The organism is Viridibacillus sp. d25.2 (assembly GCF_055456015.2).
This window is the reverse complement of sequence record NZ_CM196652.1, coordinates 223059-245862: the sequence shown is the minus strand read 5'-3', so window position 1 is coordinate 245862 and position 22804 is coordinate 223059. Positions and strand designations below refer to the sequence as shown.

Annotated in this window: 16 protein-coding genes, 3 rRNA genes, 1 pseudogene and 1 other annotated feature; of the genes and pseudogenes, 4 read left to right on the top strand and 16 right to left on the bottom strand. The window is 39.6% G+C overall.

What is annotated here, in order from left to right:
* Positions 1-17 precede the first annotated feature (17 nt).
* The 4 genes from ACZLO7_RS01200 to ACZLO7_RS01185 all read right to left on the bottom strand — a co-directional run bounded on the left by ACZLO7_RS01200 (position 18) and on the right by ACZLO7_RS01185 (position 3334).
* On the bottom strand, positions 18-554 hold the full coding sequence (locus tag ACZLO7_RS01200; protein WP_464941275.1) for an LOG family protein: 537 nt from the start codon (positions 552-554) through the stop codon (positions 18-20).
* A gap of 155 nt (positions 555-709) precedes the next feature.
* The gene (locus ACZLO7_RS01195) at positions 710-1381 is read right to left on the bottom strand and encodes a deoxynucleoside kinase (protein WP_464941274.1); all 672 of its coding nucleotides are present in this window, start codon (positions 1379-1381) and stop codon (positions 710-712) included.
* Complete coding sequence (locus tag ACZLO7_RS01190; RefSeq protein WP_464941273.1) at positions 1381-2016, bottom strand: deoxynucleoside kinase; 636 nt, start codon at positions 2014-2016, stop codon at positions 1381-1383. Before ACZLO7_RS01190 ends, ACZLO7_RS01195 begins: the two co-directional genes overlap by 1 nt.
* A gap of 175 nt (positions 2017-2191) precedes the next feature.
* Positions 2192-3334 (bottom strand): glycosyl hydrolase family 18 protein, encoded by a 1143-nt coding sequence (locus ACZLO7_RS01185; RefSeq protein ID WP_464941272.1) that lies wholly within the window; start codon positions 3332-3334, stop codon positions 2192-2194.
* Positions 3335-3423: 89 nt separating this feature from the next.
* On the opposite strand from ACZLO7_RS01185, the pseudogene tadA reads away from it, so the two are divergent.
* The 3 genes and pseudogenes from tadA to ACZLO7_RS01170 all read left to right on the top strand — a co-directional run.
* Positions 3424-3900 (top strand): annotated as a pseudogene (gene tadA, locus ACZLO7_RS01180) (tRNA adenosine(34) deaminase TadA); the annotation flags it as partial.
* Between the two features lie 21 nt (positions 3901-3921).
* On the top strand, positions 3922-4377 hold the full coding sequence (locus tag ACZLO7_RS01175) for an SF0329 family protein (protein ID WP_464941280.1): 456 nt from the start codon (positions 3922-3924) through the stop codon (positions 4375-4377).
* An 18-nt stretch (positions 4378-4395) separates the two neighbouring features.
* Entirely contained in the window at positions 4396-4980 is a 585-nt protein-coding gene (locus ACZLO7_RS01170; RefSeq protein WP_464941271.1) for an SF0329 family protein, read from the top strand.
* A 16-nt stretch (positions 4981-4996) separates the two neighbouring features.
* On the opposite strand, the gene serS is transcribed toward ACZLO7_RS01170, so the two are convergent.
* The 3 genes from serS to pdxS form a co-directional block, all read right to left on the bottom strand.
* Positions 4997-6283: a serine--tRNA ligase gene (gene serS, locus ACZLO7_RS01165; protein WP_464941270.1), complete on the bottom strand. Its 1287-nt coding sequence runs from the start codon at positions 6281-6283 to the stop codon at positions 4997-4999.
* Between the two features lie 120 nt (positions 6284-6403).
* Positions 6404-6618: a binding site (T-box leader), on the bottom strand.
* Positions 6619-6649: 31 nt separating this feature from the next.
* On the bottom strand, positions 6650-7246 hold the full coding sequence (pdxT, locus tag ACZLO7_RS01160; RefSeq protein ID WP_464941269.1) for a pyridoxal 5'-phosphate synthase glutaminase subunit PdxT: 597 nt from the start codon (positions 7244-7246) through the stop codon (positions 6650-6652).
* Between the two features lies 1 nt (position 7247).
* On the bottom strand, positions 7248-8135 hold the full coding sequence (gene pdxS, locus ACZLO7_RS01155; RefSeq protein ID WP_464941268.1) for a pyridoxal 5'-phosphate synthase lyase subunit PdxS: 888 nt from the start codon (positions 8133-8135) through the stop codon (positions 7248-7250).
* Positions 8136-8238: 103 nt separating this feature from the next.
* On the opposite strand from pdxS, the gene pdxR reads away from it, so the two are divergent.
* Positions 8239-9648 carry a MocR-like pyridoxine biosynthesis transcription factor PdxR gene (gene pdxR / locus ACZLO7_RS01150; RefSeq protein WP_464941279.1) on the top strand — a complete coding sequence of 470 codons (1410 nt, stop codon included), beginning with the start codon at positions 8239-8241 and terminating at the stop codon, positions 9646-9648.
* Between the two features lie 35 nt (positions 9649-9683).
* Here the strand turns inward: pdxR and ACZLO7_RS01145 are convergent, their stop codons facing one another.
* The 9 genes from ACZLO7_RS01145 to ACZLO7_RS01105 form a co-directional block, all read right to left on the bottom strand.
* Positions 9684-11000 carry a D-alanyl-D-alanine carboxypeptidase family protein gene (locus tag ACZLO7_RS01145; RefSeq protein WP_464941267.1) on the bottom strand — a complete coding sequence of 439 codons (1317 nt, stop codon included), beginning with the start codon at positions 10998-11000 and terminating at the stop codon, positions 9684-9686.
* 137 nt (positions 11001-11137) lie between these two features.
* Positions 11138-12604 carry an IMP dehydrogenase gene (gene guaB / locus ACZLO7_RS01140; RefSeq protein ID WP_464941266.1) on the bottom strand — a complete coding sequence of 489 codons (1467 nt, stop codon included), beginning with the start codon at positions 12602-12604 and terminating at the stop codon, positions 11138-11140.
* A 105-nt stretch (positions 12605-12709) separates the two neighbouring features.
* Complete coding sequence (locus ACZLO7_RS01135) at positions 12710-13189, bottom strand: glutathione peroxidase (protein ID WP_464941265.1); 480 nt, start codon at positions 13187-13189, stop codon at positions 12710-12712.
* 287 nt (positions 13190-13476) lie between these two features.
* Positions 13477-13592: ribosomal RNA gene (gene rrf, locus ACZLO7_RS01130) — 5S ribosomal RNA — on the bottom strand.
* A gap of 99 nt (positions 13593-13691) precedes the next feature.
* Positions 13692-16621, bottom strand: a 23S ribosomal RNA gene (locus ACZLO7_RS01125).
* A gap of 184 nt (positions 16622-16805) precedes the next feature.
* Positions 16806-18358: ribosomal RNA gene (locus tag ACZLO7_RS01120) — 16S ribosomal RNA — on the bottom strand.
* The 16S, 23S and 5S rRNA genes sit together here, the layout of an rRNA operon.
* Positions 18359-18764: 406 nt before the next feature.
* A complete protein-coding gene (locus tag ACZLO7_RS01115; protein WP_464939686.1) occupies positions 18765-19871 on the bottom strand; it encodes an HD-GYP domain-containing protein in 1107 nt (368 codons plus the stop codon).
* Positions 19872-20057: 186 nt separating this feature from the next.
* Positions 20058-21866, bottom strand: a complete 1809-nt coding sequence (locus tag ACZLO7_RS01110; protein ID WP_464939687.1) for an oligopeptide ABC transporter substrate-binding protein — start codon at positions 21864-21866, stop codon at positions 20058-20060.
* Between the two features lie 16 nt (positions 21867-21882).
* A complete protein-coding gene (locus tag ACZLO7_RS01105) occupies positions 21883-22791 on the bottom strand; it encodes an ABC transporter permease (protein ID WP_464939688.1) in 909 nt (302 codons plus the stop codon).
* Positions 22792-22804: the final 13 nt, after the last annotated feature.

The window sequence follows — 22804 nt, the reverse complement described above, 5'->3', positions numbered from 1 at the left end:
AAACCTATAAGTCATCATTATAATTTATTTATGAATAGCATTAGCTCTTCAGGCGAACTTACGACTCCGATTTGATCCTGTTGTTTTTTCAACATGAAACCCTCATCTACAGTATGTTGTAAATGTGCTTGTAAAGAATCATAATAATGATTGATATTATATAAACAAATTGCTTTTGTATGTTGACCGACTTGAGAAAGTGTTAGAACATCGAAAAACTCATCCATCGTCCCTGCTCCACCTGGTAAAGCGATAAAAACATCTGCTAACTCAATCATTTTTGCCTTACGTTCATGCATTGTTTCTACAAAAACTAACTCTGTTAAGCCTTGATGTGTAACCTCTTTCCATTGCATAAAAGTTGGCATTACACCAACGACTTCTCCTCCGTGCACTAATACCTCATCTGCCACTTTTCCCATTAAACCTATAATTGATCCTCCATAAACAATACCAATTCCGTAATTAGCTAAAAATTTACCGAGCTCTATAGCTTTTTCCGCATATATGGGATTCTCCCCCATTCTGGAACCACAGTAAATTGCTACTCTCATAAAATGCACCCCCTCTAATGTAAAAATATAAATTAAAGCTTCTATATATGATTAGTTTCCAATTAATTTTTTTATCTCCCCTTTCAATATCCCCAAACTTGGGATTTATAGTTATAAAAAAGGCTGTCATTTTTATGACAGCCTTTCTAAAGTAATTATTTACGACGTAAATGCGAAGTCTGCTCCATAAAGTGACTAATACGTTCCACAATCACTTCCACTGTATCTGGATTTTTCATCAAATCATAATCATTAATATCTAAACGTAACACCGGGCATGCATTAAAACCATCAATCCAGTTTTCATAACGCCCATGCATTTCATACCAGTAATCCTTTGGTGTTTGTTGTTCCATAGGGCGACCGCGCTCTTCAATACGCTCTAAGATGTCTTCAATAGGGCCTTCCAAGTAAATTAGTAAATCTGGATGTGGGAAATAGGGTGTCATGACCATTGCATCAAATAAATTTTTATATGTTTCATAATCGATTTTGCTCATTGTTCCTTTTTCTTCATGCATTTTAGCAAAAATTCCAGTGTCTTCATAGATTGAACGATCTTGTATAAAGCCACCACCATACTCAAAAATTCGCTTTTGCTCCTTGAAGCGTTCTGCTAGGAAGTAAACTTGTAAATGGAAGCTCCATTTTTCAAAATCATCGTAGAACTTGTCCAAATAAGGATTGGAATCGACTTTTTCAAATGAAGTACGGAAATTTAATGCATTTGCTAACGCCTTCGTCATTGTCGATTTGCCAACACCTACTGTTCCTGCAATAGTAATAACTGCATTAGCAGGAATGCCGTATTTCTCTCTTAAATTCATTACTCGAAACTCCCTTTTTCTAATGTTTCTTTAACAGTTTTTAAGATTTTTTGTAAATCTAATGGGTTTTTTACAAAATCAATTTCATCACCATTGAAACGTAATACCGGTATGTTTGGGTTTTGTTTTTCAAATCGCTCTATAAATACATGATAATCAGCTACGAGCTGCTCCATATATTCTCTTGAGATCATTTTTTCAAACTCACGGCCTCTCATTGCAATTCGTTTCATCAAAGTATCCACGCTTGCATAAAGATAGACGACTACATTTGGACAGGGCATATCAACAGTTAAAATTCGATAAATCTCCTCGTACTTGTGGAATTCAGACTCTTTTAATGTCCGTTTCGCAAAGATTAAATTTTTAAATATGTGATAATCTGCAATTGCAGCTTTTTCATGCGATAGTATATGGTTCTTTATATCTGTTAATTGCTTATAGCGATTACATAAGAAAAACATTTCTGTTTGGAAACTCCACTCATCAATGTCTTCATAAAATTTATTTAAAAACGGATTTTCGTCCACAATTTCTTTTAGTAAGTGAAACTGAAAAGTCTCAGCAACTTTTTTAGAAAGCGACGTTTTTCCGACGCCAATTGGCCCCTCAACCGTAATAAACGGTACAGGCATCAGAAGTCCCCCTTCATCGTCTTTTTTAATCAGTGCCTATCATTTTATCATATCAACATAAAAAGCAGAAGTAACTCTTTTAGGACACATGGTTTATAAAATAGCATATACTTCAAACTCTAAAATCATCATGTACGTGCAAAAAAACCCCCAGTATCAACTGAAGGTTTTATCATTACCGTTTTTTCACGTGGAACATCTCTTGTAAAAGTGCCCAATTTTGTGGAAATGCAAATCCCATATGCCAATAACTAATACCTCTTAGCTTTAATTCCTTCAGCAAATTAAACTTTGCTTTAATAGAGCGTGCATCTTCAAACCATACAACATGCTCCACTCCATTATTCCAATAATGAAAGAAAGGTGCCTCAGCAATTGGATCATATGAAATTGCTGCGTTTTGATTTCTCGCCAGGGCAACGGCCTGTTGAGGACTCAACCCTCTCGCAGGTGGATTTCCTGATTTATATGGTAATGTCCAATCATAGCCATATAAATTCTGCCCCATCATTACTTTATCAGCAGGGATTTCGCTTACGCTATATTCCAACACCTGGCGTACAGGACCAATTGGTGATACTGCCATTGGCGGACCTCCGCTATATCCCCATTCATAAGTCATGATGACAACAAAATCAACGGCTTCACCTATCCCTCTATAGTCGTGACCCTGATACCACTTACCTGGTTGATCCGCACTTGTTTTGGGTGGAACTGCCGCTGAAATCGTCAATCCTTGTGCATGAGCTCTTTGTCTAAACTTTTTTAGAAAATCAACATAACGTTTTTTATCTTCGGCTAATAAGTATTCAAAATCTAAATGAATATCTTTTGCCCCTTTATTGGAAGCCTCGCTTAAAGCCGCTCCAATGATTAAGTCTTGTAAGGTAGTATCGTTTAAAATCGTATGTGCTAATGTATCACTAAAGGCGTTATTCTCTATATTTGTTAATACGATAGCCGTTGCAGACTGATTAGCTTGCGCTATCTCTGGTATGCTTCCCCATTCCAGTGGCGTAAGCGTACCATCACGCCGTACTTCATATGAAAATGGCATCATATAAGTTAAAAGTGGCGCCCGTTTTCTTACCTGTGCTATTAAGCTTTCTGGAAGTTGAGTTGTATACCACTCAATATAACCATTTGTATCTATTGTAGGGCGATTTGGATTTGGCGTTTCAGGTAAAACAAGTGCTTGCCCAATAACTAGAACATCTGGATCCGGGATTTCATTAAGCGCAACAATTGTCGCAACTGTCGTGTTATGCGCCCTGACAATACTATATAAGCTATCACCTTGCTTCACTACATAAATCAAATGCAACCTCCTCTAGCATTATTTCTCCAGTAATATATGCGAAGTGGGTTCAAACCGTGCTACACTATTTGGCAAGGAGCGATGAATCTATGGACGTATTAAAAAAAGATCTAAACTTTATGCAATTAGCCATTGAAGAGGCAGAAAAAGCTGCTGCACTAGGAGAAGTCCCAATCGGGGCTATCATTGTCTACAAAAATGAAGTCATCGCTAGTGCACATAATTTACGTGAAACCTCGCAGAATGCAGTAACCCATGCTGAACTCATGGCAATTCAACAAGCTTGTGAGAAAATCGGTAGTTGGCGCCTAGAGGACACAACTCTCTACGTTACTTTAGAGCCTTGCCCTATGTGTGCAGGTGCGATTTTACAGTCTAGAGTGCCGCGTGTCGTTTATGGTGCTAGAGATAGTAAAGCAGGCTGTGTAGATTCACTCTATCGTTTACTGAGTGATTCAAGATTTAACCATACATGTGAAGTATCTGAGGGTATTTTAGCAACTGAATGCGGCCAGTTATTAAGCGATTTCTTCAGTAGTTTACGTAATAAGAAAAAATCGGAGCGTGCAAATTCTAACTCTAAAGTAATTTCTTTCACAAAGTTAAAATCAGCTGTTGAAAGTTTCTTATGTGAACCATTACAAAGGAAGATTGAACTACAATCAGCCTCAAATAATTATTCACATGATGATAGACCACACATTTGGTTAACTCTAAATAAAGACAAAATTTTTAGTTCTGCTGACTTATCATATATTAATGAACAACTACAAGATCAATACAGTTCCGATATACTCTCTACAAAAGTAGATATAACTCAACAAGATAACATGACCTGCTTACATTTATATGAAGCATTTACTCAATATCCTCAACTATCGATTGCAGATGCGCTAGCTTCCACAAACCCAATTATCCGCGCTTATGCATTGCTTGACCGCCGTGTGGGGAAACGGAAATTAAAAAGCATGCCTGCTCCACAACCTTCATTTGAAAGAAAATTTTATCAAATTCGTTGCGATGCGGAAGGTATTCATTACTAAACTTTAGGGAGATAACCTATGCAATTTAGCAAAATTAAAAAGCGTTATGAAAGCTTTTTATGCGAAAAATTACAAGGACGCGTAAAACTATATGCTAATGTTTACCGTACAGCACACGATGGACCAGCAAGTGTGTGGCTCACTCTAGATAAACGAGAAATCTTAAATGCTGATGATTTAAGCTTCATCGTCCGAAGGAACAATTTGTACGAGCAAATAAAAGGAGATCGTACGCTCAAATCGATACCCTATAATAGAGACTTCAATGTAATGTTCAAATCCCCTGAAAGACAAGCATTAGTAGCTGCACACGATTTAGCTGAAGCGACTTTAATAGCACAAGGAAAGTTCGAAAGCTTTTACTTGTATGAAACAATCATGCAATATATGCAGATATCTATTGAGGAAGCATTACTATTGGAAAACCCACTCATTCATGCTCTAGTAATGTTTGATTATCGTTTAGGAAAACGTAGATTACAGGCATTAGATATGACAGAAGTTCACCCTACTATCCAGCAATTTTATAAAATCCGCTGTGAGGCTGAAGGTATTTTTACCAAAACAAAAAAGGCTAATGCATGGAGAGCTCCAGCGCATTAGCCTTTTCGTTTATATCTTACTTAGTTGGTGCTTGGATTACTTCTTTACCACCCATATAAGGACGTAACACTTCTGGAATTACAACAGAACCATCAGCTTGTTGGTAGTTTTCAAGAAGTGCTGCAACCGTACGGCCGATTGCAAGACCACTACCATTTAATGAGTGTACGTATTCAGGTTTTGCTCCTGCTTCGCGACGGAAGCGGATGTTGGCACGACGCGCTTGGAAATCTTCAAAGTTAGAGCAAGAAGAGATCTCACGGTACGTTTCTTGAGCTGGAATCCATACTTCTAGGTCGTATTTCTTCGCAGCAGTGAATCCTAAATCTGATGTACACATTTTTAGTTTACGATATGGTAAGCCTAAAAGTTGAAGAACTTTTTCAGCATGACCTGTTAATTTTTCTAATTCATCATAAGAATCTTCTGGTTTTACAAAACGCACAAGTTCTACTTTGTTAAATTGGTGTTGGCGAATTAATCCACGGGTATCACGGCCTGCAGAGCCTGCTTCAGAACGGAAGCAAGAGCTATACGCTGAGAAACCTTTTGGTAAAATATCTGCATCTAAAATTTCATCACGGAAGAAGTTTGTTACTGGCACTTCTGCTGTTGGAATTAAGAAATAATCTGTATCAGCTAATTTGAAGACGTCTTCTTCAAATTTTGGTAACTGGCCAGTACCTGTTAAGCTATCACGGTTAACGATTACTGGTGATAGCATTTCTTCATAACCATGTTCTTCAGAATGTAGATCCATCATGAAGCTCATTAGTGCACGCTCTAGACGAGCGCCTAGGCCACGGTAAAATACGAAACGGCTACCTGTTGTTTTTGCAGCACGTTCAAAATCAATAATATTTAAATTGACACCTAGATCCCAATGTGCCTTTACTTCAAAGTCAAACTCAGGAATATCTCCCCATTTTGCAATTTCTACATTGTCATCTTCAGTGTCTCCAACCGGTACACTTTCATGTGCAATGTTGGGTAGGCGCATCATCATATCATGGAATTTATCTTCTACTTCGCGAAGATCCATATCTAATGCTTTAATGTCATCGCCAACTTTACGCATATGTGTAATTTCAGCATCAGCATTTTCTTTATTACGTTTCTTTTGAGCAATCTGCTCAGAAACTTGATTTCGCTCAGCTTTTAATACTTCCGTTTTTGCAATTAAATCACGGCGTTGTTGATCTAATGTTTCGAACTGATCAAAATTCCCTAAATCCTCGTTACGGTGAGATAGCTTTTCTTTAATTTCCGTATAATTTTCACGGATTCGTTTAATATCTAACATATGTCCATTCCTCCAGTTTCACAAATTCGATAATAGAAATGTATCGAAGTTTTATCATAAAACAATACTTTAGGTCTAGGTTATATTAAAAATAAACAACAAAAAAGCCCTCATCCCCATGAAAGGGACGAGAGCATACCCGCGTTGCCACCCTAATTGATTGCACCTAAATACAATCCACTTGTTTCATAACGGCTTGTTGGCCGGCTACAGCTTACTAACGATTCAGCTGAGCAACTCCAGGACGGATTCACAAGGTTTTTTATCGACTTGCACCAACCGCCGACTCTCTATGAAAAAACTTACTTGCTACTACTTCCTATCATCGTGTTTAATTTGAAATTTAACCATACTTTACAATAGATTTCATTGTTTTGCAAGTTTGCTCAAAACACTTTGCTCAACCATCTGCACAAAGTACACCATGATTCGTTGGTCCTCTGTCAATTCCGGATGGAATGAACAACCTAAAAACTGCCCATCTCTCGCTAAAACAACACGTCCGTCATGCTCTCCCATTACTTCTGCATTTGCTCCTACAGATACAATATGAGGTGCACGTATAAATACAGCAGGGAAATTTTCACCTATGTGTTTTAAAGTGAGAGGTATTTCAAAGCTATCAACCTGTCTACCAAACGAATTACGTTTAACAACGACATCCATTACACCAATATGAGAAGTTTGTTGACCCATGACGTTTTGTGCCAATAATATTAATCCAGCACAAGTACCGAACATTGGTTTACCCTCTGCAGCAAAGTGACAAAGCGGCTCCATCATATCATAACGGTCAATTAGCTTCCGCATTGTTGTACTTTCACCACCTGGTAGTACAAGGCCATCAAGCTCCTTTAGTTGCTCTGCATGCTTTACAATGATTGCAACAGCTCCGGCTGCTTCAATTGCCTGAACATGTTCACGTACAGCACCTTGCAATCCTAAAACACCGATTTTCACCATCTTACCAGCCTCGCTCTTGCATACGATCTTGCGGATTTAAGCGAGAGATTTCAATACCTTTCATCGGGACTCCAAGTTCTTTTGAAATTTCAGCGATTAATTTATAGTCTTTATAATGCGTAGTCGCCTCTACAATAGCTTTTGCAAACTTAGAAGGATTTTCAGATTTGAAGATACCTGAGCCTACAAAGACACCATCTGCTCCAAGCTCCATCATTAATGCTGCATCAGCAGGAGTAGCTACTCCTCCAGCAGCAAAATTCACAACCGGTAATCGACCTAAACGATTGATTTCTAACAGTAACTCATAAGGTGCACCTAAAATTTTCGCCTCTGTCATCAATTCATCTAGTGTCATATTTGCAACTTTGCGTACCTGTGCATTCACTTGACGTATATGTCGAACAGCTTCAACGATATTACCTGTTCCTGGCTCACCCTTTGTACGAAGCATCGAAGCCCCCTCACCAATGCGACGAGTTGCTTCACCTAAATCACGGCACCCACAAACGAAGGGTACTCTATAATCGCTTTTTAGTAAATGGTATTCTTCATCTGCCGGAGTTAATACTTCACTTTCATCTATGTAATCTACACCCATTGCTTCTAATACACGTGCTTCAACAATATGACCAATACGGGCTTTCGCCATTACGGGAATGGATACTGCAGCCATCACTTCTTCTACAATACGAGGGTCTGCCATACGCGCTACTCCACCAGCTGCACGAATATCAGACGGCACACGCTCAAGTGCCATAACAGCAACAGCACCCGCTTCCTCCGCAATCTTTGCCTGCTCTGCGTTAATTACATCCATAATTACGCCACCCTTTTGCATTTCTGCCATTCCGCGTTTTACTCGATCTGTACCTGTTTGATTTGCCATTTCCATCGCCTCCATTTTCTTGTATGATGTTAGTATAATGAAAATTGACCATATAGAAAGACTCAGTTTATATGTAAATCACATGGTCAGAAGAGGTGATATGATGGATATGCTTATGTTCCAGCTAGAAAAAAAATCTAATAAACCTATGTACGAACAGCTCTACGAAGGCATTAAGAAGGGTATTATAGAGAGTACAATTCCAATTGAATCTAAACTTCCTTCAAAAAGAAAATTAGCTGAATTTTTGAATATTAGCCAAACGACAATTGAACTTGCTTATGCACAATTGCTCGCAGAGGGGTTTATTGCATCAAAGCCTCGTGTCGGCTATTTCGTAGAAGCAGTTGAGGAACTTGCTTACATAGAAAAAGACATTCCACATCCAGTGATTCCATCTCCCTTATCCCGTGAAACATTTGAGATAGATTTTAATCCTGGACAAATTGATACAGAATCCTTCCCATTCCACCTTTGGAGGAAATATGCGAAGGAAGCAATTGATGAACAATCACAAGGTTTATTACTTATTGGTTCACCCCAAGGAGAGCAAGAATTACGCGAAGAAATTGCCGCTTATTTATATCAATCAAGAGGCGTTATATGTGCACCTAATCAAATTGTAATTGGCTCAGGGACGGAACAACTTATGCCTATGATAATTCGCCTGCTAGGGGCTTCCTCACGCTTTGGAATTGAAAATCCAGGTTATCCATTAACTCATCACATCTTTAAGCAAACAGATCGCCCTGCAATACCTATCAAAGTCGATGATGAAGGTCTATTGGTCAACACTTTAGAGAACTCTAAAGCTAATGTCGTCTACGTCACTCCTTCACATCAATTTCCGACAGGCGCAGTATTATCTGCCTCACGCCGAGCACAGCTTTTAAACTGGGCTTCCCAAAAAGACAATCGTTATATTATCGAGGACGATTATGATAGTGAATTTCGTTATATTGGGAAACCAATTGCCGCATTACAAGGAATGGATAAAAGTGACAGCGTGATATATATAAGTACCTTTTCAAAATCACTCATGCCTTCACTACGTATTGCCTATTTTGTACTACCACCAAAATTAGTAGGAGTGTACAATCGAGCATTTAATTACTATACATCGACGGTACCGCGCTTCGAGCAATATATTCTCGCACAATTCATGCGAGATGGCCATTTTGCGAAGCATTTAAATCGAATGCGTAAAATCTATCGTAAAAAATTAGAAAAGCTTACAACGGCTCTAGAACCGTTTTCACCAACTGTTAAAATTTCCGGTGAACAAGCAGGTATGCATATCGTATTAACAATTTCCCACATGAAAAATGCAACAGAATTGAGAGATTTGGCACAAAAAAAAGGTATTCGCATTATACCCATCCAGGAGTATATGATGGATTCAATCCTAAATGAGCAACCTACACAGTTTCTACTTGGTTTTGGTGGAATCAAAGATGAAGACATTAGCCAATCTATACAACAATTAATGGCGGCTTGGGAAATTAAAGCATAAAAAAAGGCAATCATAATGATTGCCTTTTTTCTATATTAGAATATTTTATTCCATAAATCAGAGAAGAAATTACCAATACCTTTGAAAGCTCGTGAAATCCAGCTAGATTGCTCAACAGTATCTGTAGTTACGACCTCTGCATTGTTTACCTCTCCATCAATAAATCCATAATCTTTACCTTTTGTTTTATTGATTTCAACATGCCCAACAACAGCACCTTTTTTAACAGGTGCATTTAGTTCTTTTTTATCTAAAACTAATTTTGGTTTATATAAATCTTTGTCCGCAGTTTTCACCATAATTGAGATGGCTTCTTTTGTAGCAATATTCACTTTATCTTCTTTACCATCAACAACAGGTATAGTTTTTTGTCCTTTAAATGAATAGTTGGCTGGAACAAGTTCTTCTGTAGTAAATTGATTGAAACCATAGTCGAATAATGCGCGGGTAGCATCAAAACGAGCTTTAGGTGTCCCTTCACCTTTAGCATCTACAGCATCCAAAACAACAGCGATTAAACGAGTCCCGTTGCGCGTTGCAGTGCCTGTGAAACAGTATCCTGCATAATTAGTTGTACCAGTTTTTAATCCGTCTACACCTTCATATTCAAATACAAGACCAGGGAGCATGAAATTCCAGTTCGACATTTTAATTGCATCGTCTGTACCTTCACGGAATGTTTTTTTCGCAATGCTTGAAGTTTTCAATACATCAGGATGATCTTTTAATAAATGATATGCTAATTTCGCAACAGATTTTGCGGGCATCTTATTCTCAGCAGTTTTACTTGTACCCGCTGGCTCCATACCGGCTAGTTCTGAGTTATTTAAACCTGTTGAGTTAACGAAAGTATAATTTTTTAAACCCATTTTTTTTGCTTTTTTATTCATCATGTTCACAAATTCTGTTTCTGAGCCAGCAATTGTTTCTGCAATTGCAATAGTCGCTCCATTTGCTGAATAAATTGCCATTGCTTCATACAATTCACGAATTGAATATTCACCGTCAGCACGTAGAGGGACGTTACTAAGTGCACGATTTTGGGAAATTTTATATGTGTACTCCGTCACTTTATATTTTTGATCCCAAGTAATTTTACCTTCATTAATTGCATCTAGTAATAGATATTCTGTCATCATTTTTGACATACTAGCAATTCCTAAAGACTTGTCCGCATTCTTTTGGTATAAAATTTTGCCTGAGTCTGCATCGATTAAAATGGCGCCTTTTACACGCAAATTAAGCTCGTCTTCTGCATTCGCTGCTTTAGGTATTGTTACAAACATACTTAACAGCAGAGCAGATACCATGATTAATCGTAACCATGTGTTTTTTCTTGATGTTTTCACCATAATACCTCCATATGTGTTCATATTACTCTTCTTACTCCGCTCATTTTAACATAGAATCAGTGCTAGCAACTACGGCGGATTAAAAAACACCCTTTCTACATCAAGTTTGACGTAGAAAGGATGAGAAAGTTTCGAAATTATGAGATTGAATAGTTTGGTGATTCTTTCGTAATTTGAACATCATGTGGATGACTTTCACGTAAACCAGCGCCAGTCATACGAACAAACTGTGCATTTTCACGTAAATCGCGGAGATCTTTCGTACCGCAATATCCCATGCCTGAGCGAATACCCCCAACTAATTGGTGGATTGTATCTGCTAGAGGTCCTTTGTAAGGAAGACGTCCTTCAATACCTTCTGGCACAAGTTTTTTCGCATCTTCTTGGAAGTAACGATCTTTTGAACCTTTTTCCATAGCTCCTACTGAACCCATGCCACGATATACTTTAAAACGACGTCCTTGGAAGATTTCAGTTTCTCCTGGAGATTCAGAAGTACCTGCAAGTAAGCTACCTAGCATTACTACATGTCCACCAGCTGCTAAAGCTTTAATAATATCGCCAGAGTATTTAATACCACCATCAGCAATAATTGTTTTACCCAGTTTACGAGCTTCTGCTGCGCAATCGTAAATTGCTGTAATTTGAGGTACACCAACACCTGCTACGACACGTGTTGTACAAATAGAACCTGGTCCGATACCTACTTTAACTACATCAGCTCCAGCTTCGTAAAGAGCTTTTGTAGCTTCAGCTGTTGCAACGTTACCAGCGATAATATCTAAATCTGGGAATGTTGCACGAATATCTCTTACTACTTCTAAAACACCTTGTGAGTGACCATGTGCTGTATCGATTACAATTACATCTACTTGTGCATCCACTAATTTTTGTACACGAACCATAGAATCTTTTGTAACACCAACTGCAGCGCCTACAAGTAAACGGCCTAAATGGTCTTTAGCAGCGTTCGGGAATTCCATAACTTTTTCTATATCTTTAATCGTGATTAAGCCTTTTAAGACGCCTTCATTATCTACGATTGGTAATTTCTCAATTTTAAACTGTTGAAGTATTCTTTCTGCATCGTCTAAAGTTGTTCCGACAGGAGCTGTAACTAGATCTTCTTTAGTCATAACTTCATCGATTTTTTGAGAGTAGTCTTGTACAAAGCGTAAATCACGGTTTGTAATAATTCCTACTAATTTAAGGTCTTTTTCGTTATTTACAATTGGAACACCGGAAATACGGTATTTACCCATTAAATGTTCTGCATCAAATACTTGATGAGATGGTGTTAGGAAAAACGGATTTGTAATAACTCCATTTTCAGAGCGTTTTACTTTCTCTACTTGATCCGCTTGCTCTTCAATGCTCATATTTTTGTGGATAATACCAATACCACCTTGACGAGCCATAGAAATTGCCATTGGTGCTTCTGTTACTGTATCCATTCCAGCACTAATAATTGGGATATTCAATTTAATTTTTGGTGTTAAATTAACTGATAAACTTACATCTTTCGGTAATACTTCAGAATGTGCTGGTACAAGCAATACATCATCAAATGTTAAACCTTCTTTGGCAAATTTCGTTTCCCACATTTCGGTAACTCCTCCTGTTTTGTAAAAGAATATTAATTGTAAGATTAACAACGTGGCTATTCACTTGTCAAGGACTCTGCAATAAATAAGATTATTTCGAATTTTTTACTTCAGTACAGATTTTAAGTCATTTTCAATTTTAGTAGGTGAAGTTTGAGGTGCGTAACGCGCTACAACCTTACCATCCTTATTAATTAAGAACTTAGTGAAATTCCATTTAATAGCCTCCGTTAGTAATCCTTTTTTCTCTGAAATTAAGTGTTTGAATAATGGATCAGCATTGTCACCCTTCACATCAATCTTGGCAAACATAGGAAAACTCACTCCGAAGTTTCTTTGGCAAAATTGCATTGTTTCATCAATATTAGCAAACTCTTGATTATTAAATTGATCACAAGGAAAACCTAAAATCTCAAATCCTTGTTCATTGTATTTTTCATATAATTCTTGTAGTTCTTTAAATTGTGGTGTAAAACCACATTTACTAGCTGTATTTACAATTAACAATGTTTTACCCGCGAAACCACTTAAATTCTGCAGCTCACCATCTATCTTCTTGACCGAAAAATCGTAGATTACCGTCATTTCTCTAAACCTCCAGTTTGAATAAATTCTGTTATTCTATTTAAATATATTCATTTAACCTTATGCCTTATCTAATATTTGTTCAAGGAAAACGATTTTAACAGGGACAGGGTATTCAAACATAAATTATATAGTTATATATGATTCCCTGAATATTAAACTTTATTCTAGACTCAGTAATGTATTTTTAGAAAATATATATTTTCTAAATTCGAGTGAAATATTGTACTTAAGTATTAATATGTATAAAAAAAGCACAACTGATTAAATCAGTTGTGCTTTAGTGTGCCTAGCAACGTCCTACTCTCACAGGGGGAAACCCCCAACTACCATCGGCGCTAAAGAGCTTAACTTCCGTGTTCGGCATGGGAACGGGTGTGACCTCTTTGCCATCATCACTAGACTATATTCGACTTCCAATACATGTTGTATTGAAACTCTTTTATAGAGAACTTGTTCTCTCAAAACTGGATAAATTACATTGAAGTTTGTTAAGTAAAATTTGGTTAAGTCCTCGATCTATTAGTATTCGTCAGCTCCGTATGTCGCCACACTTCCACCTCGAACCTATCTACCTCATCGTCTTTGAGGGATCTTACTTACTTGCGTAATGGGAAATCTCATCTTGAGGGGGGCTTCATGCTTAGATGCTTTCAGCACTTATCCCGTCCACACATAGCTACCCAGCGATGCCCTTGGCAGAACAACTGGTACACCAGCGGTGTGTCCATCCCGGTCCTCTCGTACTAAGGACAGCTCCTCTCAAATTTCCTACGCCCACGACGGATAGGGACCGAACTGTCTCACGACGTTCTGAACCCAGCTCGCGTACCGCTTTAATGGGCGAACAGCCCAACCCTTGGGACCGACTACAGCCCCAGGATGCGATGAGCCGACATCGAGGTGCCAAACCTCCCCGTCGATGTGGACTCTTGGGGGAGATAAGCCTGTTATCCCCGGGGTAGCTTTTATCCGTTGAGCGATGGCCCTTCCATGCGGAACCACCGGATCACTAAGCCCGTCTTTCGACCCTGCTCGACTTGTAGGTCTCGCAGTCAAGCTCCCTTATGCCTTTACACTCTACGAATGATTTCCAACCATTCTGAGGGAACCTTTGGGCGCCTCCGTTACTCTTTAGGAGGCGACCGCCCCAGTCAAACTGCCCGCCTGACACTGTCTCCTACCCCGCTAAGGGGCATGGGTTAGAAGTTCAATACAGCTAGGGTAGTATCCCACCAACGCCTCCTCCGAAGCTGGCGCTCCGGAATCTCTGGCTCCTACCTATCCTGTACAAGCTGTATCAAAATTCAATATCAGGCTACAGTAAAGCTCCACGGGGTCTTTCCGTCCTGTCGCGGGTAACCTGCATCTTCACAGGTACTATAATTTCACCGAGTCTCTCGTTGAGACAGTGCCCAGATCGTTACGCCTTTCGTGCGGGTCGGAACTTACCCGACAAGGAATTTCGCTACCTTAGGACCGTTATAGTTACGGCCGCCGTTTACTGGGGCTTCAATTCGCACCTTCGCTTGCGCTAAGCACTCCTCTTAACCTTCCAGCACCGGGCAGGCGTCAGCCCCTATACGTCACCTTACGGTTTTGCAGAGACCTGTGTTTTTGCTAAACAGTCGCCTGGGCCTATTCACTGCGGCTCTCTCGGGCTTTCACCCTACTAGAGCACCCCTTCTCCCGAAGTTACGGGGTCATTTTGCCGAGTTCCTTAACGAGAGTTCTCTCGCACACCTTAGGATTCTCTCCTCGACTACCTGTGTCGGTTTGCGGTACGGGCACCTTTTACCTCGCTAGAGGCTTTTCTTGGCAGTGTGAAATCAGGAACTCCGGACATACGTCCTCGTCATCACAGCTCAACGTTATAGAAATGGGATTTGCCTCATTTCACGCCTCACTGCTTGAACATGCATAACCAACAGCATGCTTACCCTATCCTACTGCGTCCCCCCATTGCTCAAATGGTAAATAGGTGGTACAGGAATATCAACCTGTTGTCCATCGCCTACGCCTATCGGCCTCGGCTTAGGTCCCGACTAACCCTGAGCGGACGAGCCTTCCTCAGGAAACCTTAGTCATTCGGTGGACGGGATTCTCACCCGTCTTTCGCTACTCATACCGGCATTCTCACTTCTAAGCGCTCCACCAGTCCTTCCGGTCTGACTTCACAGCACTTAGAACGCTCTCCTACCACGGACATCTAAGATGTCCATCCACAGCTTCGGTGAATTGTTTAGCCCCGATACATTTTCGGCGCAGCGTCACTCGACCAGTGAGCTATTACGCACTCTTTAAATGATGGCTGCTTCTGAGCCAACATCCTGGTTGTCTAAGCAACGTCACATCCTTTTCCACTTAACAATTACTTTGGGACCTTAGCTGGTGGTCTGGGCTGTTTCCCTTTTGACTACGGATCTTATCACTCGCAGTCTGACTCCCGTGCATAAATCACTGGCATTCGGAGTTTGTCTGAATTCGGTAATCCGGGATGGACCCCTAGTTCAAACAGTGCTCTACCTCCAGGATTCTCTATCACGAGGCTAGCCCTAAAGCTATTTCGGAGAGAACCAGCTATCTCCAGGTTCGATTGGAATTTCTCCGCTACCCACACCTCATCCCCGCACTTTTCAACGTACGTGGGTTCGGGCCTCCAGTAAGTGTTACCTTACCTTCACCCTGGACATGGGTAGATCACCTGGTTTCGGGTCTACAACCACATACTCATTCGCCCTATTCAGACTCGCTTTCGCTACGGCTCCGTCTTCTAAAACTTAACCTCGCATGTAATCGTAACTCGCCGGTTCATTCTACAAAAGGCACGCTATCACCCATTAACGGGCTCTAACTACTTGTAGGCACATGGTTTCAGGATCTATTTCACTCCCCTTCCGGGGTGCTTTTCACCTTTCCCTCACGGTACTGGTTCACTATCGGTCACTAGGTAGTATTTAGCCTTGGGAGATGGTCCTCCCAGATTCCGACGGAATTTCACGTGTTCCGCCGTACTCAGGATACACTCAAGAGAGAATGAACTTTCAACTACAGGGCTGTTACCTGCTCTGGCGGGCCTTTCCAGACCGCTTCGTTTAACTCATTCCTTTGTAACTCCATATAGAGTGTCCTACAACCCCAAGAGGCAAGCCTCTTGGTTTGGGCTATTCCCGTTTCGCTCGCCGCTACTCAGGGAATCGATTTTTCTTTCTCTTCCTCCAGGTACTTAGATGTTTCAGTTCCCTGGGTCTGCCATCAAGACGCTATGTATTCACGTCAAGATACTGCTCCATTACGAACAGTGGGTTCCCCCATTCGGAAATCTCCGGATCAAAGCTCACTTACAGCTCCCCGAAGCATATCGGTGTTAGTGCCGTCCTTCTTCGGCTCCTAGTGCCAAGGCATCCGCCATGCGCCCTTAATAACTTAACCTAAAAGTTAGTTATTAAGCCTAAAAAACTTAATAATAAAAAATGTGTTACTTAATTTGCTTCAATGTCGTTTTATCCAGTTTTCAAAGAACAAGGTTTTGAAGATCATTTTACAATGAGCCTTCAAAACTGAACGCAAGACGTTAATCGACAGATCCAAGATCTGTTTCCGTAATTATCCTTAGAAAGGAGGTGATCCAGCCGCACCTTCCGATACGGCTACCTTGTTACGACTTCACCCCAATCATCTATCCCACCTTCGGCGGCTGGCTCCATAAAGGTTACCTCACCGACTTCGGGTGTTACAAACTCTCGTGGTGTGACGGGCGGTGTGTACAAGGCCCGGGAACGTATTCACCGTGGCATGCTGATCCACGATTACTAGCGATTCCGGCTTCATGTAGGCGAGTTGCAGCCTACAATCCGAACTGAGAACGATTTTATGAGATTAGCATACCCTCGCGAGTTAGCGACTCTTTGTATCGTCCATTGTAGCACGTGTGTAGCCCAGGTCATAAGGGGCATGATGATTTGACGTCATCCCCACCTTCCTCCGGTTTGTCACCGGCAGTCACCTTAGAGTGCCCAACTAAATGATGGCAACTAAGATCAAGGGTTGCGCTCGTTGCGGGACTTAACCCAACATCTCACGACACGAGCTGACGACAACCATGCACCACCTGTCACCAATGTCCCCGAAGGGAAAACTCTATCTCTAGAGCGGTCATTGGGATGTCAAGACCTGGTAAGGTTCTTCGCGTTGCTTCGAATTAAACCACATGCTCCACCGCTTGTGCGGGCCCCCGTCAATTCCTTTGAGTTTCAACCTTGCGGCCGTACTCCCCAGGCGGAGTGCTTAATGCGTTAGCTGCAGCACTAAGGGGCGGAAACCCCCTAACACTTAGCACTCATCGTTTACGGCGTGGACTACCAGGGTATCTAATCCTGTTTGCTCCCCACGCTTTCGCGCCTCAGTGTCAGTTACAGACCAGAAAGTCGCCTTCGCCACTGGTGTTCCTCCAAATCTCTACGCATTTCACCGCTACACTTGGAATTCCACTTTCCTCTTCTGCACTCAAGTCTCCCAGTTTCCAATGACCCTCCACGGTTGAGCCGTGGGCTTTCACATCAGACTTAAGAAACCACCTGCGCGCGCTTTACGCCCAATAAATCCGGACAACGCTTGCCACCTACGTATTACCGCGGCTGCTGGCACGTAGTTAGCCGTGGCTTTCTAATAAGGTACCGTCAAGGTACGTTCAGTTACTAACGTACTTGTTCTTCCCTTACAACAGAGTTTTACGATCCGAAAACCTTCATCACTCACGCGGCGTTGCTCCATCAGACTTTCGTCCATTGTGGAAGATTCCCTACTGCTGCCTCCCGTAGGAGTTTGGGCCGTGTCTCAGTCCCAATGTGGCCGATCACCCTCTCAGGTCGGCTATGCATCGTTGCCTTGGTAGGCCATTACCCCACCAACTAGCTAATGCACCGCGGGCCCATCTAGTAGTGACAGCCGAAACCGCCTTTCAGCATTTTGCCATGTGACAAAATGGATTATTCGGTATTAGCCCCGGTTTCCCGGAGTTATCCCAATCTACTAGGTAGGTTGCCCACGTGTTACTCACCCGTCCGCCGCTAAATCAGAAGAAGCAAGCTTCTTCATCATTCGCTCGACTTGCATGTATTAGGCACGCCGCCAGCGTTCGTCCTGAGCCAGGATCAAACTCTCCATAAAAGTAGTTTGAAAGCTCATTAGCTTTGCTAGCGTATCATCCGAAGATGATATCTATTTCGTTTTGATCCACCAACAGGGTTGATGTCCAAAAACATTTATTGATTAACGTCTTGCTTGTTCAGTTTTCAAGGTTCATTTCGTCGTACTGTTTTGACGACTTTTAAATCTTAACATTTATACCTTCAAGTGTCAACTACTTTTTTTGAAAAAGTTTTGTTTGAAATGAAGTTTTTAAGTTTTGTTCATTACGTCTTAGCGACAATTAATATAATACAACAACCTCTATATAACTGTCAATACTTTTTAACAAAAAATGAATTCTATCCCTATCATTTAGAAACTACTTATCTATTTAGATAAGTTTCTTCCTATATAAGGACTTTATAAAGGGATAGAATAAATAAAGTTATACTACTACTAATCTCTCAATGTATAATACACGATTCCTTGATAAATCAATGATTTCTGACGTATCTATTAACTTTACAACGGGGCGAGTAGGAGTATCCTTATTTACAAAAACAATTGTTGCTAATGTAAAATTAGATAACTCTACTTTTGTTCCTAATGGTAAATCTGCTAAACAACTAAATAATGTGTGCACAACTTCAATATTAAATTTACCAAATTGCGATTCCCTGATCATTTCCAATACTTTAAATGACGATTCTTTTTCTCTGTATACCCGTTCGCATGTCATTGCATGGAGAACATCTGCTACTGCAATAATATGAGAATATACAGCAATGGTGTTACCCTTCTCACCTAATGGATAGCCACTACCATCTAATCGCTCATGATGTTGATATATAGCAATCTTCATATCAGCTTTTAAAAGAGGAATATCTTTTACCAGTTGTGCACTATAAAATGGATGCTCCTGAATTTCTTTAAGTTCTAACTCAGATAAGGCTCCTGCTTTTTCAAGAATCTTTTTATTCACTTTCGCCATACCACAATCAGCTAAAGCAGCTGCGCTAGCCATTTGAATAACATCACCTTTAGATAAGCCCATTTTGTGCGCAATTGCAGCAGAGATTAAACTAAGCGCTACAGAATGATGATAGATATAATTTTTAGAATCCGAAAGTTCATTTAACGAAAAAATAAGTGCGCGATTTTTTAATACATAATCTATTAATGGGAGAATAATGGTACGGACCTTTACAATATCAACTTTACTACCTGCCTGCCATTTGGAGAATTCCGATTTAAATTCCTCAGCACTTTTTCTATATTGGCTAGCAAATGGTGTCATACTTTCTACTACCACTACCACTTCATCTTCCTTAATAGTTTCAACAACTAACGTGCTTTCATTTTCTTTTTTCTCAACAATTGATACAGTGAGCACTGGGATTCTTTGAATTTGGAAAGCTTGAAATACAAATATATGTTCTCTGGAAATTTTAGTATTTTTATAAACAATAGGGTATTGTGTATTGGCCATTATATCCTCAGCTACAATACTACCCAATTGTAAATCAGCCACCCTTACTAATGTCGCACTCATTTACACGCACCCCTTCGAAAATAAATAATTTGCCCTAGTATATATTGTATCTAAAACTTACTTTAATTGTAATATAAATATTTAGTCCTTTAGTCGCTTAAATTTAGATTAGAATATAAAAGCCTCCAGGCATTGCACATATAGTGCGATTGCTCGGAGGCTTTTTAAATTTAGATAAATATTTTATTATTTAATCGGTGCGTCAGCAGTAAGCTCGATTTCGTTATAATCAGAAGCACCAACCCAGTCGATATTGTAGTTTTTCACACGTTTGTTAACTGGGAAAAGCTCAGTGCGGTAATAGATTGGGAAAACAGGCGCTTGTTCAGCCATGTATACTTGCCAATCTTTAAACGCTTTTGCACGATATTTTGGATCAAGTGATTTTGAAGAATCAATATTTTTCAATAATTTATCCAACTCAGGCGATGTAAAACGACTGTAGTTATATGATGAATCATGAGCGTATAAACCTGATGGAGATGGATCAGAAGCAGTACCCCATGCAGCTGACCACACATCAATATTCTTATCATCAGCTTTTACTTTATCATAGAAGCTGTTGAATTCAATTAAACGACCTGTTGATAATACTACATTTAGACCGACGTCTTTCCAGTTTTGCAAATAGTACTCAGCCATTGCGTCTTCCTTAGGACCACCTGACATTGCTGCAAATTTAATTTCAAGTTTTTTACCGTTTTTATCTTCACGGAAACCGTCACCATCAACGTCTTTAAAACCAGCGTCATCTAATAATTTCTTTGCTTTTTCTGGATCATATTTGAAACCTTCTAATGACTCGTCATAGAATGAATTGAACACTGGTGGAATTAAAGAGTTACTACGTACACGTAGGCCACCGAAATATTCATCTGCAACTGCTTCAACATCCATTGCATATGCAAATGCTTGACGTAAATTTACATCGGCCATTTTAGCATTAGGATCTGTTTTACTTTCACCTGTTTTAGAATCGAATTTGCCTAGCTTGAAACCAATATAAGAGTAAGCTAACTCAGGACGTCCAAGTACTGTCAAATTTTTTAAATCTTTTACTGAATCATATTCAGTTGCTTTAAATGAAGATGCAATATCATACTTACCAGCTTTTAGAGCTTCTGAAATTTGTGTTGAAGGCACAGTTGTTACTACAATTTTATCGATTTTCGGTTTACCCTTCCAGTAGTGTTCATTTGCTACAAACTGTACGGATTCACCATTTACAATTTTATCAAATTTAAATGCCCCTAGAGTAACTATGTCTTTACGAATTTTAGGGGATTTGATTAAATCCTTAATACCTTCGTCTTTCAAATAGTGTTTCGGTGCAGCGTAGCCCCATAAGCCATCACCGCCGTTATAGATACCTGGTGATAAATCTTTAAATGAGATTTCTAATGTATAATCATCGATTTTCTTTAAACCAGAGATTGTTTTTGCTTTACCAGCATGATACTCTTCAGCACCCTTAATATTTTTGAAGCTATTATCATAACGAACACCAGTGTAATCTTTATGACCAATAATTTCATATGGGTAAATTACATCATCAATTGTTAAAGGTTGACCATCTGACCATTTAACTTCTTTACGAATTTTAACTGTTGCTTTTTTCTTTTCAGTGTCTACTTTTAATGAAGCGATACCTTTATTAGATAACAAGAAATCTTCTTTTGTCTCAAATAATGAATTTGAAGCGTACTTCATAATTGCATCATCATAAGCATCTTCATATAATTCTGCTAGGAAAATACCTTTGAACGGAGAATCACTTACTGCAGCAACTTGTAAAGTACCACCTTGAATGGATTCATCTTTGTTATCTACAGCTACTGAAAAATTACTTGTATCAGGTTTTTTACCTGCTTCTTTTGTTGGTTCTTTCTCTCCACCATTGTTTTCTTTCCCATTTTCCTTGTCTCCACCACAAGCTGCTAACACCAATACTAGTGCCAAAAGCATAGCGAATAATGACCAATTCCTTTTCTTCATCTCTTTTCCTCCCCTTTTATCCTAATCTCTGTCTTGCATCTGCTGACCGACGTAATGCCTGACCAACATAATTTATCCCTAACATCAATACTAAAATTAATAATGATGCTGGTAACCAAATCCATAACTTCGTGGACAATACTGCTGGGTCTAGCGCGTAATTAACAAGAGTTCCTAAACTTGGCGTTGATTGTGGTAAACCGAAACCTAGGAAGGATAATCCTGTTTCAATGCCGACATTTCCTGCAAAGTTCAAAGTCAAATCGACAATAATTATTGAACTTAAGTTCGGCATTATCTCTTTGAAAATGATAGTTGAATTACGGGTTCCCATTGTCTTAGAAGCACTTACATAATCCCTTTTACTTTCTGTTAAGGATTTACTACGTATAAGTCGCGCAGTACCTATCCATAAGAAAAGACTTAATATTAATATAAACGTCGCTACATTGTACTTAGGAATAATTGTAACGAAGACGATAATAATCATTAATTGTGGTAATGTCATAAAGAAATCTATAATCCGCATAAAGAAATTATCAATTAAGCCACCAAAGTATCCAGTCACTAAACCAATAAAGACACCCACGATACCTGTAATGATTGTAATTGCAATAGCTATAGCTAAAGAGTTTCTAGCACCAATAATTAGTTGTCCTAGTATGGATCGACCACCGTGATCAGCTCCGAGAATAAAGTCGCCCCCAGGTGGTGCATATTTATCACGTAAGCTAATTTTCATAATCTCAGCTTGGTCAATAAACATTGCAGCGACAAAAACCCCTACAATAATTAACCCAATTAAGATGAATGAAAACATGGCCAACTTGTCTTTTTTAAACTCTCTCAAAATAACTTGAAGACCAGTTGGTGGAGAGCTTATTACATCATTTTTTACAGTTGTATTTTCCACTTGTTGTGTCACTTTATTCACCTCT